Annotated in this window: 18 protein-coding genes; 11 read left to right on the top strand and 7 right to left on the bottom strand. The window is 31.8% G+C overall.

Translation table 11 applies throughout. The features are described from left to right. Positions 1-135: 135 nt before the first annotated feature. A complete protein-coding gene (locus DFQ07_RS11465; RefSeq protein ID WP_133536987.1) occupies positions 136-723 on the bottom strand; it encodes a 2OG-Fe(II) oxygenase in 588 nt (195 codons plus the stop codon). 214 nt (positions 724-937) lie between these two features. Between DFQ07_RS11465 and nadC the strand changes: the two genes are divergently transcribed. The 8 genes from nadC to folE all read left to right on the top strand — a co-directional run bounded on the left by nadC (position 938) and on the right by folE (position 8699). Then, a complete protein-coding gene (nadC, locus tag DFQ07_RS11460) occupies positions 938-1798 on the top strand; it encodes a carboxylating nicotinate-nucleotide diphosphorylase (RefSeq protein ID WP_133536985.1) in 861 nt (286 codons plus the stop codon). 6 nt (positions 1799-1804) lie between these two features. Further along, positions 1805-2377: a DUF3841 domain-containing protein gene (locus tag DFQ07_RS11455; protein ID WP_133536983.1), complete on the top strand. Its 573-nt coding sequence runs from the start codon at positions 1805-1807 to the stop codon at positions 2375-2377. Between the two features lie 17 nt (positions 2378-2394). After that, positions 2395-4497 (top strand): M3 family metallopeptidase, encoded by a 2103-nt coding sequence (locus tag DFQ07_RS11450; protein WP_133536981.1) that lies wholly within the window; start codon positions 2395-2397, stop codon positions 4495-4497. Continuing rightward, entirely contained in the window at positions 4498-5067 is a 570-nt protein-coding gene (locus tag DFQ07_RS11445) for a pentapeptide repeat-containing protein (RefSeq protein ID WP_133536979.1), read from the top strand. Between the two features lie 60 nt (positions 5068-5127). Continuing rightward, on the top strand, positions 5128-5526 hold the full coding sequence (locus DFQ07_RS11440; RefSeq protein ID WP_243743974.1) for a four helix bundle protein: 399 nt from the start codon (positions 5128-5130) through the stop codon (positions 5524-5526). Between the two features lie 29 nt (positions 5527-5555). After that, positions 5556-6491, top strand: a complete 936-nt coding sequence (locus DFQ07_RS11435; protein WP_133536977.1) for a YihY/virulence factor BrkB family protein — start codon at positions 5556-5558, stop codon at positions 6489-6491. Positions 6492-6595: 104 nt separating this feature from the next. After that, positions 6596-7960 (top strand): histidine--tRNA ligase, encoded by a 1365-nt coding sequence (gene hisS, locus DFQ07_RS11430; protein WP_133536975.1) that lies wholly within the window; start codon positions 6596-6598, stop codon positions 7958-7960. Positions 7961-8006: 46 nt separating this feature from the next. Continuing rightward, entirely contained in the window at positions 8007-8699 is a 693-nt protein-coding gene (folE, locus tag DFQ07_RS11425) for a GTP cyclohydrolase I FolE (RefSeq protein ID WP_133536973.1), read from the top strand. Positions 8700-8760: 61 nt separating this feature from the next. Here folE and DFQ07_RS11420 read toward each other — a convergent pair whose 3' ends face one another. Genes DFQ07_RS11420 through mtaB form a run of 4 tightly spaced genes read right to left on the bottom strand, consistent with a single transcriptional unit; the run spans position 8761 to position 12485 of the window. After that, positions 8761-9663, bottom strand: a complete 903-nt coding sequence (locus tag DFQ07_RS11420) for a lytic transglycosylase domain-containing protein (protein ID WP_133536971.1) — start codon at positions 9661-9663, stop codon at positions 8761-8763. Positions 9664-9698: 35 nt separating this feature from the next. Beyond that, the gene (locus tag DFQ07_RS11415) at positions 9699-10364 is read right to left on the bottom strand and encodes an alpha/beta hydrolase family protein (RefSeq protein ID WP_133536969.1); all 666 of its coding nucleotides are present in this window, start codon (positions 10362-10364) and stop codon (positions 9699-9701) included. Beyond that, positions 10364-11113, bottom strand: a complete 750-nt coding sequence (locus DFQ07_RS11410) for a DUF6438 domain-containing protein (RefSeq protein ID WP_133536967.1) — start codon at positions 11111-11113, stop codon at positions 10364-10366. Before DFQ07_RS11410 ends, DFQ07_RS11415 begins: the two co-directional genes overlap by 1 nt. A 37-nt stretch (positions 11114-11150) precedes the next feature. Then, entirely contained in the window at positions 11151-12485 is a 1335-nt protein-coding gene (mtaB, locus tag DFQ07_RS11405; RefSeq protein WP_133536965.1) for a tRNA (N(6)-L-threonylcarbamoyladenosine(37)-C(2))-methylthiotransferase MtaB, read from the bottom strand. 127 nt (positions 12486-12612) lie between these two features. Between mtaB and DFQ07_RS11400 the strand changes: the two genes are divergently transcribed. The 3 genes from DFQ07_RS11400 to DFQ07_RS11390 all read left to right on the top strand — a co-directional run bounded on the left by DFQ07_RS11400 (position 12613) and on the right by DFQ07_RS11390 (position 15309). Further along, positions 12613-13116 carry a GNAT family N-acetyltransferase gene (locus DFQ07_RS11400; RefSeq protein WP_133536963.1) on the top strand — a complete coding sequence of 168 codons (504 nt, stop codon included), beginning with the start codon at positions 12613-12615 and terminating at the stop codon, positions 13114-13116. Between the two features lie 92 nt (positions 13117-13208). Then, the gene (locus tag DFQ07_RS11395; protein WP_133536962.1) at positions 13209-13721 is read left to right on the top strand and encodes a DUF4442 domain-containing protein; all 513 of its coding nucleotides are present in this window, start codon (positions 13209-13211) and stop codon (positions 13719-13721) included. After that, positions 13678-15309, top strand: coding sequence for an ABC transporter substrate-binding protein (locus DFQ07_RS11390; protein ID WP_394346867.1), 1632 nt, complete (start codon positions 13678-13680; stop codon positions 15307-15309). The genes DFQ07_RS11395 and DFQ07_RS11390 overlap by 44 nt, the downstream gene beginning before the upstream one ends. Here DFQ07_RS11390 and DFQ07_RS11385 read toward each other — a convergent pair. Further along, the gene (locus tag DFQ07_RS11385; RefSeq protein ID WP_133536958.1) at positions 15306-16040 is read right to left on the bottom strand and encodes a YggS family pyridoxal phosphate-dependent enzyme; all 735 of its coding nucleotides are present in this window, start codon (positions 16038-16040) and stop codon (positions 15306-15308) included. The two genes, DFQ07_RS11390 and DFQ07_RS11385, sit on opposite strands and share 4 nt — an antisense overlap. Further along, positions 16033-16758, bottom strand: coding sequence for an AAA family ATPase (locus DFQ07_RS11380; RefSeq protein WP_133536956.1), 726 nt, complete (start codon positions 16756-16758; stop codon positions 16033-16035). The genes DFQ07_RS11385 and DFQ07_RS11380 overlap by 8 nt, the downstream gene beginning before the upstream one ends. Between the last annotated feature and the right edge of the window lie 111 nt (positions 16759-16869).

Genomic DNA, 16869 nt, shown 5'->3' with positions numbered 1-16869 from the left:
AATAAAATCAATGTTTTATATAAGGTAAAGTTATTAACGAGTTACTGTTGTTTGTTAATTAATTATACAATTCTTGCGGACCTAATACAATGTGTGTATATATTCTTATGGGATACCATAAATTCCCTTAACAACTTACCTATACGGAGGACCCGCAACCCAACCTACAATAGATTTACGAACCCCTTTAGTAATAGGAGTAACACGATGCATCATAAAAGAAGGAAAAACAATGATGGTACCTTTCTCTCTAGGAGCACTTACAATTTTTTGATTCAGCATAAATTGTAAATCACCACCTTCATATTCATCAGGGTCAGATAACTGCATGGAAATACTCAGTTTTCTATCAGAAATTTCACCCGCTCCGAAATCTAAATGCCAATCAAAAAAGTCACCCTCAGTATAGCTAGCCAATTGTAAATTGTTGTGAAAACCCAATAAATCAAACCAATACCGTTCGTTATTACATTGCATAGCCAAACCGGCTAATCGGTTATATATCCATTCGTTTTCTGGGTTGTTTTCAATAAACATCACAGCACTCTTTCGAAGTTCATCATCATAGGTGTCGGCTCCGCTAAGCGTAGCTTTGATTTTTTGGTTGTCGTCCCATAAATTGAGGATTCTTTCTGTTTCATGAGGGAGAAATAAGCCGTTATAGTACACAAACTCTGCAAAATTATTTTTTAAAGGAAGACCAAATGGATAGTTTATTGCCATGATATATTGAGTGGTTACAAGCTGTAATTTTTTTTGAAAACAAAATATAAAAAATTAAAGAATATGTTTAAAAAGTTTTCCGTAAAAGCTATTATTTTAATCAAGAGTGTCAAATTTTTAGTAAAGAAACGGTGAAAATTATCAGAATAATAAGCAGCGAACCCAAAACAGAGAACTAAAAATAATTGTATTTTTACCTCAATAATTCAATACTATGATTTCACAAGAACAATTTAATAAAGAGTTAGATTTAATTATAGCAAATGCTATTAGAGAAGATATAGGAGATGGCGATCACACCTCATTATCATGCATTCCTGCCGATGCAAAAGGGAAAGCAAAATTGTTGGTAAAAGACGAAGGGGTAATAGCTGGAGTAGAGTTTGCTAAAATGGTGTTTAAGTATGTGGATGCTGATTTAGAAGTAGAAACTTTAATCAATGATGGTGAAGCAGTGAAGTATGGAGATATTGTTTTATATGTTTCAGGAAAATCACAATCTATTTTAATGGCAGAGCGTTTGGTATTAAATGCAATGCAACGTATGAGTGCCATTGCTACCAAAACAAAGTTCTTTGCCGATTTGTTAGAAGGCACCAAAACCAAAGTATTAGATACTCGTAAAACAACTCCAGGAATTCGTGCTTTAGAAAAGTGGGCAGTAAAAATTGGAGGAGGAGAAAACCACCGATTTGCTTTATACGATATGGTAATGATAAAAGATAATCATATTGATTTTGCTGGAGGAATTACTCAAGCTATTACCAAAACCAAAAAGTACTTAGCAGAAAAAGGATTGGATATTAAAATTATTGTAGAAGCTAGAAGTTTAGAAGAAATTGAAGAGATTTTGCAGAACGAAGGAGTGTACCGTATTTTAATAGACAACTTTAATTACGAAGATACGCGCAAAGCAGTTGAGTTGATAGGTGATAAATGTTTAACAGAATCTTCGGGAGGAATTAACGAAGAAACGATCAGAAAATATGCAGAGTGTGGTGTTGACTTTATTTCGTCAGGGGCGTTAACGCATTCGGTATACAATATGGACTTAAGCCTAAAAGCTGTTGACTAACACTAGATGAAAAAGGTTAAGCTTTGGACTATTCAAAATGAGTTAGGATGGGGTGAGTTAAATAAATTAGGAGTCTTAAAAGCTAAAGAAGAGTATGTTTATTCTGAGTTTAAGGAAGGCTATGATTGGATGAAACTTCAAATGAATAAGAGAATAGGAGAGGTAGTAGACAAGGAGCAGTATCCTATTTGGGCTTGGTATCAACATACAGATAATAATAAAAAGAAACCAGACTTAAGAAAAAGTGGTTTTTTGCCTTCTGGTGAGGTTGGTTATAGGATAGAAATAGAAAAAGATATAAATGATATTTTGATGTCAGATTTTGTTTTATGGCATTGGCCTTTATGTTATAAAGAATACATAGCAACTTCTGAAAGGGAAATTCTAGAATTAGACAAGGGGCTTGATAGTGTTAAGAGAACGCGATTTGAGGTTGAGAAAAGCTGGGAAAAAATTTTTGACATGGATTTTAATTTAGAATATTATACGTCTTCTTTTGAAAATAAAAAAATCCAAGCTACTTTTTGGGAACTGAAAAAAGAAGAGATACTAAAAGTAGATAGGTTTATTTCAAAATAAAAATAACTTTTATAAAAATGAAAAAACAACTATTACTCATAGCAACCATTGTGTTGGCTATGTCATGCAAAACAGAAGAATCTAAAAAAGAAAGCAATACAAACATGGTAGAAAATCCTTTGCTAGTAAAAAGTACCATAGATTACGGTGCGCCAGATTTTACCAAAATAAAGAACGAACATTTTATGCCTGCCATTTTAAAAGGTATGGAAGTTCAAAATGAAGAAATAGCTAAGATTGTGGCTAGCACAGAAGCTCCTACATTTGAGAATACTGTTTTGGCGCTTGAAGAAAGCTCTAAAACATTAGATAATGTAACTTCAGTTTTTTACGCATTAGCAGGAGCACATACAAATGATGTAATTAAAGAAAACCAAAAGGAATTAGCACCTAAATTTTCAAAACATACCGATGAAATTTTACTAAACACGAAGTTGTTTGAAAGAATAAAAGCTGTTCATGATAATTTAGAAAATTTAGAGTTAGATGCAGAATCGAACTACTTGGTAAAAGAGTATTACAAGAAATTTGTAAAAGCAGGAGCTAATTTATCGGAAGAAAAGAAAAAAGAGCTAAAAGAAATCAATGCTGAATTGGCTAGTTTATCAAACGACTTTGGTAAAATGTTATTAGATGCTAGTAAAAAAGGTGGATTAACAGTTACGGATAAAGAACAATTAAAAGGACTTTCAGAAGAGACAATTAAAGGTTTAGAAAAAGAAGGGAAGTATGAGGTTCAGTTGATAAATACAACGCAACAACCTTTATTACAAACGTTGGAAAATAGAGAAGTTCGTAAAGAGTTATTTGAGAAATCTATTCATAGAACAGGTGCAGGTGAATATGATACGAGTGACTTAGTAAAGAAAATGGTTTTCTTACGTGCCAAAAAAGCAAAAATTTTAGGATTTGATAATTATGCTAGTTGGAGTTTGCAAGGAACTATGGCAGCTACACCAGATAAAGTTTTTGAAATGTTCAACGGATTGATTCCAGGTTCATTAGAAAAAGTAGCAGCAGAAACCAAAGAAATTCAGGCAGAAATAGCAAAAGAAGGACACGATTTTAAATTAGCTCCATACGATTGGAATCACTTTGCAGAAAAAGTACGTAAATCAAAATACAATTTGAATGAAGATGAAGTAAAACAGTATTTTGAATTAACCAATGTGTTAGAAAAAGGAGTGTTTTATGCAGCTACCAAATTATATGGAATTACATTTAAAAAGCGTACAGACATACCAACATACCACCCAGATGTAGTTGTATACGAAATTTTTGAAGAAGATGGTAGTAAGTTAGGATTGTTCTATGGAGATTATTTTGCAAGAGATAGTAAAAGAGGAGGAGCATGGATGAGTGCTTTTGTAAAGCAATCGAAACTTAGAGAGCAAAAACCTGTAATTTATAATGTTTGTAATTACACAAAAGCAGCTGAAGGAGAACCAGCATTAATCAGTTTTGACGATGTAGAAACCATGTTTCATGAGTTTGGACATGCATTACATGGTTTATTCGGAAACCAACAGTATGCGTCAATTTCAGGAACCAGTACAGCAAGAGATTTTGTAGAGTTTCCATCGCAATTCAATGAAAACTGGGCAACCTATCCTGAAGTGTTAAATAATTATGCATTGCACCACAAAACAGGAGAAGTAATTCCTGATGAGTTATTACAAAAAATTAAAAATGCAGGAACTTTTAATCAAGGGTATTCAATTATCGAAAACTTATGTTCTTCTAATTTAGATATGCAATGGCACACGATTGCTGCTGATACAACTATTGACGATGTTGCTAAGTTTGAAGAAGAGGCGTTAGCAAAAATGAAGTTAAAGATAGAAGAAGTTCCACCAAGATACCGTTCAACATATTTTGCACATATTTTTAGTGGAGGGTATGCTGCTGGATATTATTCATATTTATGGACTGAAATGCTAAGTCACGATGCATACGATTGGTTTGAAAACAATGGATTGTTAACGAGAGAAAATGGACAAAAGTTTAGAGAACAAATCTTATCAAAAGGAAACACGATGGATTATGCTGAGATGTATCGCGTTTTTGCAGGACGTGATCCTCAAGCAGCACCAATGCTAAAAGCTAGAGGATTAAAATAAATGGATGCTTTTTTTGATAGCGAAGAATTTACTAAAGTAGATTTTACCAAAACAAAACTTAAAAAAGGAGAATATGATAGCTGTACGTTTGAGAATTGCAATTTCGAAAACGTACATGCTTCTAGTATTCAGTTTTTAGAATGTGAATTTATCAACTGTAATTTTAGCAATACAGTTGTAAATGAAACTTCATTTAAAGAGTGTGCTTTTAGTAATTGTAAAATGATTGGTGTTAAGTTTAATGAGTGTAATAGCTTCTTATTACAAATGAATTTTAGCAACTGTCAGTTAAACTTATCTTCTTTCTATCAATTAAAAATTCCCAATACAAAATTTGTAAATTGTAATTTACAAGAGGTAGATTTTACCGAGGCAGATATTCATAATAGTATTTTTGAAGATTGCGATTTAAAAGGAGCGATTTTTGATCAAACTAATATAGAAAAAGTAGATTTTAGAAGCGCTACTAATTTTGTGATTAATCCTGAAAGTAATAAAATAAAAAAAGCTAAATTTTCACAAGAGAATATTATAGGATTATTACAGAAATATGATATTGTGGTGGAGTAAAGGGAGCTTCTAAGAGGCAGAGTAGCAAAGTGAAAAAGTGAAAAAGTGAAAAAGTGAAAAATGAAAGAGAAAACGAGTATAAAAACATTCAGAGACTTGTTAGTTTGGCAAAAATCAATGGTTTTTGTAACAGAAGTTTATAAAATTTCTAATGACTTTCCTAAAGAAGAAGTTTTTGGATTGACATCTCAAATAAGAAGATGCGCGGTTTCAATACCTAGTAATATTTCAGAAGGATATGGGAGACAAAGTTTAGGAGATTTTATTCGTTTTTTAAATATAGGAATAGCTTCTTTGTTTGAATTACAAACGCAACTTGAAATTTCTCTAAACTTAGAGTATATTTCAAATGAATCTTTTACTAAACTCTATGAACAATCAAGAGAAATAGAAAGAATGTTATACAAGTCTCATAAGAAAGTTAAAAGAAAAACGATGAATATCTCTTTGTGTCTTTGAAACTAAAAATACTTTGAAACTAAAAACAAATGACTAAACACATAGAAGAAAGTCTTGAAAAAATTCCAGTAATTAACTGGCTAGTAACCTTGGGAAAGAAGATTAAAATTCCGGGGTTAGAAGGAATGTCTTTGTATGATGTGCTCGAAATGTATGTTATAGGTATTGTAAAAGGAGCGCTAACTACAAGAGCCGGAGGAATCGCTTTCAGTTTTTTTATGGCAATTTTCCCTTTTTTGCTATTTATTTTAACGTTGATTCCATACATCCCAATAGAAGGATTTCAAGAAGGCTTACTTTCATTAATGCAAGAAGCGTTACCGCCCAAAACCTTTGAAGCAGTTGATTTTGTAATTAAAGATATCATCAACAATCAATATGGAGGATTGTTGTCTTTTGGTTTTTTAGCATCTATTTTTTTAATGACTAATGGAGTGAATGCGATTTTTGGAGGTTTTGAATACTCATACCATGTAAAGGAAATAAGAAGTGTGTTTAGAGCATATATCGTTTCTTTAGGAGTTTCATTGATAATGTCTCTTTTCTTGATAATCACGGTAGCATTGATTATTTTTTATCAAATAGCACTCGCGAAAATTCATAAAATAGGATGGTTAAATACGGGAGATCTCGATTTGTTTTACTACGGAAGAGGCTTTTTGTTTTTAGTAATGATTTTTACCATTGTATCATTACTTTTTAGATATGGAACCAAACAAGGAAAAGAAGTACGTTTCTTTTCTCCAGGAGCTATTTTAACAACAGTAGTATCCATGTTTACTTTCTATTTGTTTGGGATTTATGTAGTAAAATTTGCTCAATACAATCAATTATATGGATCAATAGGAACCTTACTTGTTTTAATGTTATTTGTTTGGTTGAATGCAATTATTTTACTGTTAGGTTTTGAATTAAACGCTTCTATTTATCGTTTAAAACGTAAAAATAAAGCTAGAGCCAAATAATATTTTTCTTCATATTTTTCGGATATTTGCAGGTTTAAAGGAACAATAAATAATTGTTAGTTATTACTAATAAACTAATGATTGATAAATGATAACTAAAGAATATGAAGCTAGGAATCCCAAAAGGAACAAGAGATTTTTCATCTACAGAAGTAGCAAAAAGAAACTATATTTTCAATACAATTAAACATTCGTTTGAAAATTTTGGATTTCAACCTATTGAAACACCAAGTTTTGAAAACTCTTCTACACTAATGGGAAAGTATGGAGAAGAAGGAGATCGTTTGATCTTTAAAATTTTGAATTCTGGCGATTATTTGAAAAAAGTAGAAGAAGCATTGCTTTCAGAAAAGGAAAGTATAAAGGTAACTTCAAAAATTTCAGAAAAAGCCTTGCGATATGATTTAACAGTGCCATTTGCACGTTATGTAGTGCAACATCAAAACGAAATTACATTTCCGTTTAAACGTTACCAAATTCAACCAGTTTGGAGAGCTGATCGTCCACAAAAAGGGCGTTTCCGTGAGTTTTATCAATGTGATGCAGATGTGGTAGGAAGCACTTCATTATGGCAAGAAGTTGAGTTTGTACAATTATATGATGCTGTTTTTAGTAAGTTAAGGCTTAATGGTACGACTATCAAAATCAACAACCGAAAGATATTATCTGGAATAGCCGAAGTTATAGGAGCTTCAGATAAGTTGATTGATTTTACAGTCGCTTTAGATAAGTTAGACAAAATAGGAAAAGAAGGAGTGGTAACAGAAATGTTATCTAAAGGAATATCAGAAGAAGCCATTGAAAAAGTAGAACCGTTGTTTAATTTTTCAGGAAGCAATCAAGATAAGTTAGCTTCTTTAGAAAATATGTTACAAGAATCTGAAGAAGGTTTGCAAGGGGTATCGGATTTAAAAACGGTAGTTGATAGAGTTGAAGCACTAGGTTTAGACTCAGCTACCTTAGAAATAGATGTAACCTTAGCGCGTGGATTGAATTATTATACAGGAGCGATATACGAAGTGGCAGCGCCTGAAGGTGTAAAAATGGGTTCTATTGGTGGTGGAGGTCGTTATGACGACTTGACAGGTATCTTCGGTTTAAAAGATGTTTCAGGTGTAGGAATTTCTTTTGGTTTGGACAGAATTTACTTGGTAATGGAAGAATTAGGCTTATTTGAGGCTGTCGAATTACCAAAACCGAAAGTATTGTTTTTGAATTTTGATGAAAATGAAGGTTTAGAGAAAGTCAAAATGATTAAAACGTTACGTAATAATGACATAAAAACAGAAATGTATCCAGATGTAGCTACAAGCAATAATCAGCAAAAAAAGCAGTGGAAATACGCCATTAATAGAGAGATTGAATTTGTAGTGACAACGGTAGAAAATGGTACACTTGTTGTAAAAGATATGAAGGCAGGAGAGCAAACTACCTGTTCTTTAGATGAATTGATAAATAAAGTGCAGTAAATTACAAACAATGTTGTAAATTTGCACCCATTAATTTTTGATAGCAATGTTTGAAGTGAACAGCAAAAAAATGAATAACGATAGCCAGGACGAAATAGGAGAGAACCACATTGGTACATCAGCGAAAACACCTTTAAGAGCTGATGCTTTCGATATTTCTGACAAGGAGAAGATAGAAAAGATTCAAGAGAATGTTAAAGAAATTCTTGAAACTTTAGGAATGGATTTGAATGATGATAGTTTAAGCGGAACTCCGAAAAGAGTTGCGAAAGCTTTCGTTAGTGAGTTGTTTATGGGGTTAAATCCTAAAAACAAACCAGAGCCATCTACATTTGATAATACGTATAAGTATGGTGAAATGTTAGTTGAAAAAAACATTATTGTATACTCAACTTGTGAGCACCACTTATTGCCAATCATTGGTAGAGCACATGTAGCGTACATTTCTAACGGTAAGGTAATTGGACTTTCTAAAATGAATCGTATTGTAGAGTACTATGCAAAGCGTCCGCAGGTACAAGAGCGTTTAACTATGCAAGTGGTACAAGCAATGCAAGAAGCTTTAGGAACTCAAGATGTTGCTTGTGTTATTGATGCAAAACACTTATGTGTAAATTCTCGCGGAATTAAAGACATTGAAAGTAGTACAGTTACTGCAGAGTTTGGTGGAGCGTTTAAAAACAAAGAAACCAAACGTGAATTCTTAGACTACATTAAACTGAATACAGATTTTCATTAGAAAATATAAGTTTATAGATTAAATAAAAAAGCTCATTCGAAAGAATGAGCTTTTTTATTGTTTATTGAACAGGAATTTTAATTTCGTACAATTTTCTACTACGGTTGTTTAACTTGTTTTCTCTTAACCAAGAATTGTGTAGTTTCAAATCTTTGTAGGTAGTACCAAACTTTTTAGCAAACAAAGCAATATCAGTAATTGCCGTATCTACTTTTACTGTGTAAGTTTTTGGTAAGGTATATAGATCTTCTTTGTCGTATACGAATCCGTATTTTTCTGGATTTGAAATGATTTCTTTTAAAGCTAAAACTCTAAATACATATCTTTCAGTTTCATCTGGTAACATAGCATCATAATAACTTGTTACTCCCTGAGCTTCTAATCTTTTAGAAACGCCATAATTTCCGGCATTATAAGCAGCAGCAGCAAGTGTCCATGAACCAAAGCGCTCTTTTGACTTTTTTAGGTATTCTGCAGCAACCCTAGTTGATTTTTCTATATGATAACGTTCATCTACATTGTTGTTAATTTCTAATCCGAACTCTTTACCAGTTTGTTTCATAAAGTGCCACATACCCGCAGCTCCTACTGATGAGGTTTCGTCTATAAATCCACTTTCAGCCAAGGCTAAAAATTTAAAATCGTCAGGTAACCCATATTTTTTTAATAGAGGTTCTAAAACAGGAAAATATTTGTTAGCACGTTTGATTAATAATAACCCGTTTGATTGCCAATAGGTGTTAACTAATAACTCACGATCCATTCGCTCCTTAATGTCAAGTTTTTCTAAAGGAACACGTTCTCCTGCTAAATTAAGATCTTCGGGTAGTTTTAAAGCTTTAATAACATAGCTTTCAGCTACATTTTTAATAATAGGTTCGTTTGATTTACTTATCGTGTTTGTAAATAAAACTGCTGTAAATACTACTATTACAACAGATAGAAAGCGTACTGACGTATTCATGTTTTTTGTTTTTTAATTGAAGTGAACTACTCATTTTAATCCATCAATAAGCATTCCTTTTCTAAGATTTTAGAAATAGTTTTTGCTTTGTTTAAGATCATTACATGCGTCCCGTTATCAACTTCAATACTGTTTTTAATATATTTTATAGGAAAAACTTCATCTTTTTTCCCGTGTATATGAACTATATCGGCAAGCGGTTCTTTTTGTTGCCAATGTAGTACATTATAAATAGCCCATTGTAGGTACTCTTCGTTTCTTACAGATAAATACATTTTGTATAATTCTGCTCGTTTTTTTAAATAATCACTGAAAAAGTAATGTTCGTAACTTTCAATGTTTGCTATAATTTTTGAAGGGAAAAGTTTATAAGCTTTCGTTATTTGTGCAAGCTTTAAACGTTTTGGGAGTTCATTATTGCTTTTAATGCTAGATATGATGATTACTTTTTTGCAACTAATAATCTTACTCATTTCTTGCACCATGATGCCACCAAAAGAAACTCCGACTAATATAGGGCTTTTATGTTGAATTTTGGTACACAATCGTAAAGCATATTCTTGAATAGTCTCATTAATTGATGTTGGCATCAACCAATCTAAAAAATGCAATTCAAACTGTTCTTCTGGTAGAGAGATGTGCTCAAATATTTTGGTGTTGGCAGCTAACCCCGGAACAAAATATAGGTGAGTTTTAGACATTATTCTATGAACTTTTTATTTAATAAAATACCTTCTACATATTCGTGTATATCAATAAGTTCATCAGGAATACCATTCCATAAACGAATTTGAATTTGTTTTCCGTTATGAATTATGTATGTACTAGGTAAGTCTTGTACTTTAGGGTTATTATATACATCTTTAAAGCTTGAAAAATCTTTTTTACTAAGCTTATTGTTCAATTCATTTAGCTGTTCTTCAGAAAGAGTGAACTTGTGAATTCCTTTTTCGAGTACATATTCAATTCCGTTGTAAATTACATTTCCTTCTTTATCAATAGAAACGCTATATACAGGACAGTCTCCAAAGCATTGAGTTTTTCTTATGCTAAGTAGGGTATTTTCTTCTTTATTGATAATATCAGTTAATTTTTCTTCGGTATGGATATCAACCAATCTGAATTCCTTACTTTCTTGAAGTTTATCAATCCAAAATTTACGTTTGCCTTCTGGAACTTTGATGATTCCTATTTTAGAAGCCTCAGTGTCATAAGCCATTTTACTCCAAGTTAAACCACTATTTTTAATAAGGGATTTCACATCGTGAATACTTTTGGCATTGTTAAGTACAATGATTAACTCATTTTGAGGAGCTAAAGGTTCAGCAATTTTTTTATCTTTTATAACTATTTCTTTTTCTTCGTGTTCTATTAATTTGGTTTCAGAACTTTTTTTAGGAATACTACAAGAAATTCCTAAAACTAAGAAGGAATATAAAAGATATTTCATAAGTGAGTTTTATTGATTTTGTGAACTAGGCAACAAGTTAAGCAATAACTTTAGCATTCACAAAATCAAAACGCACTAAACCATCTTCATCAATTTTAGTCAAGGTAACTTTATGTAGGGTGTTTACCAAGTCTGGATTCCAAGGAGCTTTTACTTTAACATAATTTTCGGTAAATCCGTGAATGTATCCTTCTTTATTTTCTCCTTCAAATAAAACAGTAAGTGTATTTCCTAATTGGCTTTCGTAAAAAGCTCTACGTTTCTTAACCGATAATCCGCGTAACATTTTACTACGTTTTGTACGTACATTTTTAGCTACTACACCATCCATTTCAACCGCTTCTGTATTAGGTCTTTCAGAGTAGGTAAAAACATGTAAATAAGAAATATCTAATTCACTTAGGTAATTATAAGTTTCTAAGAAAAGCTCATCTGTTTCTCCTGGAAAACCAACAATAACATCCACCCCAATACAAGCGTTAGGCATTACCTCTTTAATTTTTGTTACTCTATCGGTATAAACTTTACGCAAATAGCGACGCTTCATTTTCTTTAAAAGTGTGTCACTACCTGACTGTAACGGAATGTGAAAATGAGGAACAAAAGTATCTGAGTTAGAAACAAAATCAATAGTTTCATCTTTTAACAAGTTAGGTTCTATTGAAGAGATTCGTAAACGGTGAATTCCTTCAACTTTATCTAATGCTTGTACCAATTCTAAAAAGGTGTGTTCGTGTTTTTTATTTCCGAATTCACCTTTTCCATAGTCACCAATATTAACTCCAGTTAATACAATTTCTTTGATTCCTTTTTCTGAAATTTCTTTGGCATTTTTCAATACATTTTCTAAGGTATCACTACGAGAAATTCCGCGAGCTAGTGGAATAGTACAATAAGTACATTTGTAATCGCAACCATCTTGTACTTTTAAAAAGGCACGCGTACGATCGCCAATAGAATATGAGCCTACATAAAAATCAGCTTCTTCAATTTCACAAGAATGCACTTCACCAATTTCATTTTTGGTTAAATCGTTAATGTAACTAGTTACATTAAACTTTTCAGTAGCCCCTAATACTAAATCAACACCATCAACAGCTGCTAATTCTTCTGGTTTCAATTGCGCATAGCATCCAACACCAATTACAAAAGCATTTTCGTTTTGCTTTAAGGCAGACTTCACAATAGTTTTAAAACGTTTATCAGCATTATCAGTTACCGAGCACGTGTTAATTACATATACATCTGCTTTTTCTTCAAACTCAACGCGTTCAAAACCTTCGTTTACAAAGTTTCTTGCAATAGTTGAGGTTTCTGAAAAATTTAATTTACAGCCTAATGTGTAAAAAGCTACTTTTTTATCTGCATTCATCTTTTCTCTATCCTAAATAAAAAACAAAAGCCTTGTACAAGTCTTTAATTTTTTAGAAGTTCGTATAGTTTATTTAATCTATCACTGTTTTAAACAGTTTTAGGTTTGCAAAAGTACGATAATATTCATGATTTTTGAAACGAAAAGATTACTTATTAGAAAGCTTCAAGTTGTTGATATAGAGTCTTTTTATGAGTTAGAGAGTAATCCAAAAGTATTACAATATGCAACAGGAGAACCTAAAAATTTAGAGGAAAGTAAAGAGGACTTAGATCAACTTATTATACGATACGATAACAAAGAAAATGATTTTTTTATTTATGCTATAGAGCGTAAATCTGATAAAGAATTTATTGGTACCGTTGCATTGGTGAAAGATGAAGAAGGAAATGATGAGATAGGTTACCGATTTATCGAGAAATACTGGGGCAAAGGATATGCAACAGAACTTTGTGAAGGTTTGATAGAGTATTGCAAATCGATTGGAATAAAAAAATTGATAGGCTGTGTAGCAGATGTAAATGTAGCGTCAGCAAAAATATTAAAGCGATTTAATTTTGTTGCAATAGAGAAGTTTATAAGTGAAGATATTGGCTTACCAGAAACAAAATATGAATTAATTTTACGATAGTAGACACTTTACAACCTCCGGTATTATAAGGTAAAATACCAGTTACGAATTTGTGAGGTTGAAAGAGAATATGGTTTTGAAAAATAATATATATGTACGCAACAATTTCTAATTTTTTAAAGAAATTTTTTAAACAAAATACTATTTTCAAGTACGGATTCAATATTTCCCCTATGTATAGAAGATCTACAGGGAAAATAAATTATGTTTCTGAAGACTTGTTAAAGGCACAAGTAAAAATTCCCATTACGTATAGGAATAAGAATTACGTAGGATCTATTTTTGGAGGTAGTCTATTTTCAGCAACTGATCCTGTTTTTATGATTCAGTTAATAAATATTTTAGGAAATGAATATGTGGTTTGGGATAAAGAAGCGAGTATAAAGTTTAAAAGACCTGCAAAACAGGATGCTTATGCAGATTTTATGTTTTCTGAAGATGAAATAAAGCAAATACAAGAACAGGTTAAAGACGAACAAGAAATAAATCTGATTAAAGAGATTAAAATAACCAACAAAGATGAATCTGTTGTTTTTGCAGAAGTATCTAAAACCATTTACATTGCAGATAAAATCTACTATAAAAATAAACGTAAGAAGAAATAGAGTAGTTGTATTAATAACCTTATTGTTTCTTTTTTCTTGTGCGAAAAAGAAATCTATATATACAGACAATCAGGTTTTTCGTTACAACGAACACTCAAATGTTACTTCTCTTGACCCTGCTTTTGCAAAAGATCAGCGAAATATTTGGGCGGTAAATCAACTGTATAATGGGTTGGTGCAATTGGATGATAGTTTACAAGTAGAACCATCAATAGCTAAAAGTTGGACAATTTCTGAAGATGGAAAAAGGTATCAATTTACCTTGCGTAACGATGTACAATTTCACAAGCATATTTTATTTGGAAAAGACTCAACAAGAAACGTTGTAGCAAAAGATTTTGAATATTCTTTCAATAGGTTGCTAGATAAAAATGTAGCTTCTCCAGGAGGTTGGGTATTGCAAAATGTGGAGAATTTTAAAGCTGAAAACGATTCTATTTTTACGATTAATTTAAAACAGCCTTTTCCGCCTTTTTTAGGTTTGTTAGCGATGAAATACTGTTCGGTAGTTTCTAAAGAAGCAGTAGAGTTTTTTGGAAATGAGTTTAGAGCTAATCCAATTGGCACAGGTCCTTTTCAATTTAAATTATGGGTAGAAAATACGAAGTTGGTGCTACGTAAAAATCCATTGTATTTTGAACAAGACGAAAATGGAAATTCACTACCATATTTAGAAGCTGTAGCGGTTACTTTTTTGCCAGATAAGCAAAGTGAATTTTTGCAATTCATACAAGGAAATATTGATTTTATGAAGAGTTTAGATGCTTCGTATAAAGATGATATTTTAAATACTGACGGAACATTAAAAGAGAAATATGCAGATAAGATACGCATGCAAACAGGTGCGTATTTAAATACAGAATATTTAGGGATTTATCTGGATGGAGAAGAGACGTTTGCTACAAAGTCAAAATTGATTAGACAAGCGATTAATTATGGTTTTGACCGTGAGAAAATGATTACTTTTTTACGCAATGGTATCGGAACACCTGCTACGAGTGGATTTATTCCGAAAGGATTACCATCTTTTAACAATCAACAAGGATATTCGTATCAACCAGAAAAGGCAAAGGCTTTAGTATTGCAATACAAAGAGGAAACTGGAAATAATAACCCACAAATAACAATTACTACAAATAGTAATTATTTGGATTTATGTGAGTTTATTCAGCGAGAATTGCAAAAAATAGGATTAGAAACCAAAGTTGATGTAATACCTCCATCAACTTTACGTCAAGGAAAGGCGAGCGGTAAACTTCCTGTTTTTAGAGCGAGTTGGATAGCTGATTATCCAGATGCTGAAAATTATGTATCCTTATTTTACAGTAAAAACTTTACTCCTAACGGGCCTAATTATACGCATTTTAAAAATGAACTTTTTGACAATTTGTACGAACAATCTATTAAAGAAGTTAACGAGTTAAAGCGTCGAAAGCTTTATCAACAAATGGATAGTATTATTATTGATGAAGCTCCAGTAGTTCCGTTATATTATGATGAGGTTATTCGATTCACTCAAAAAAATGTAAAGGGTTTAGGTATTAATCCTATTGATTTGTTGGATTTGAAAAGAGTAAAGAAAGATTAGGCATTGGCTTTTGATTCGTTCCAGTAATAACTATCAGGATACACTCGTTCTCCAAATATGGCTGTTCCTACTCGCACAATAGTAGCACCTTCTTCGATGGCAATTTCTAAATCACCACTCATTCCCATAGAAAGTTCATTCATTTCTACATTGGGGATTTGAAGAGTTTTAATCTCTTCTTGAAGTTGTTTTAAGAGTTGGAAACATTTTCGGATTTCAGTTGATTCTGAGCTTAGTAAACCAATGGTCATTAACCCTTTGATATGAATATTTTTAAATTCAGATATCTTTTTTACCAATTCGATAGTTTCTTCTGGTTTTACTCCAAATTTACTTTCTTCAAAAGATGTGTTTACTTGAATATATACATCAATTTCTTTTTCTTCAAAAGTTAAACGTTGATGCAGCTTTTCAGCGATAGAAAATCGATCGATTGATTCTATACAACTGGTCCACTTTAAGACCTCTTTAATTTTATTACTTTGCAGATGACCAATAAAATGAACTTCTGGTTGTAGCTCTTTCACAGCATCACATTTTTGTTTTAACTCTTGAACTTTGTTTTCACCAATAAGTGTTTCTCCTTGAGCAAGGGCGAAGTTAATTCTCTCTGGTGTTACAGTTTTGGTTGCTAATAATAAACGAACATCTTTTGGATTTCTGTTGGCTTTTTTACAAGCGAATTTTATACGCTGATGAATAATGTTTAAGTTGTTTTGAATATTATCCATTTTGTAGTTGACTATTGAGTTCTTCTTTTTCTATAATTTTGTTTTTTAAAGCTCTGTATGTGATGTCTTTTGCTTCAGCATAAGAGATTCCATAGATAGGATTTACACCTCTAAATTCTTCAGGGAATTCTTGTGACAAGGTTTGATAATAAATATCTAAATCTGCATCGCTAGGAGCTTCAAATTGTAATTTTAACTGAAAACGTCTTAATAAAGCAGTATCAATAACACTAGAGTGATTGGTTGCGGCAATTAATAAAACTTCGTTAGGTAACTGATCTATTAATTGAATTACAGTATTGACCAACCGTTTCATTTCGGCAGAATCTTTACTGTCATAATCACGAGCTTTACCTATGTAGTCAAATTCATCTAAAAACAACACAGCGCTTTCTCGAGTTGCTTTTTTAAAAACATCAGAAATATTTTTAGCGGTTTCACCAAGTTTAGATGAAACAATGCTCCCCAAATTTAAGGTGATTATTTTCTTATTTAATGTTTTTGCAATGGCTTTTGCTGTAGTTGTTTTTCCACATCCAGTATGTCCAAATAGTAATAGTTTATTATCAATAGGAAGTTTGTAATGGTTTAAAACAGCCACATGTTTAAACTCTTTTAATAGCTGGTTTAGAGCATTTTTATTTTTGCTGCTCAAGTGAATTTCATGTAATTCAATAGTAGTTTCTCTCGATTGAAGAACAAAATCGTGTATAGCCATTTTTGTTGTTTGTAATTAAAAAACAAATATACTAAGCGTAGGTTACAGCATGAAAGTAATTGTTGTTTTTAACAATAATATTAATCCAAAATAAAATTTGTACTAAGTATT

This window comes from Tenacibaculum caenipelagi, from assembly GCF_004363005.1.
GTDB classification, from domain to species: domain Bacteria; phylum Bacteroidota; class Bacteroidia; order Flavobacteriales; family Flavobacteriaceae; genus Polaribacter; species Polaribacter caenipelagi.
Note: the sequence above shows the minus strand (reverse complement) of the source record. Positions and strands in the feature narration are given on the sequence as shown.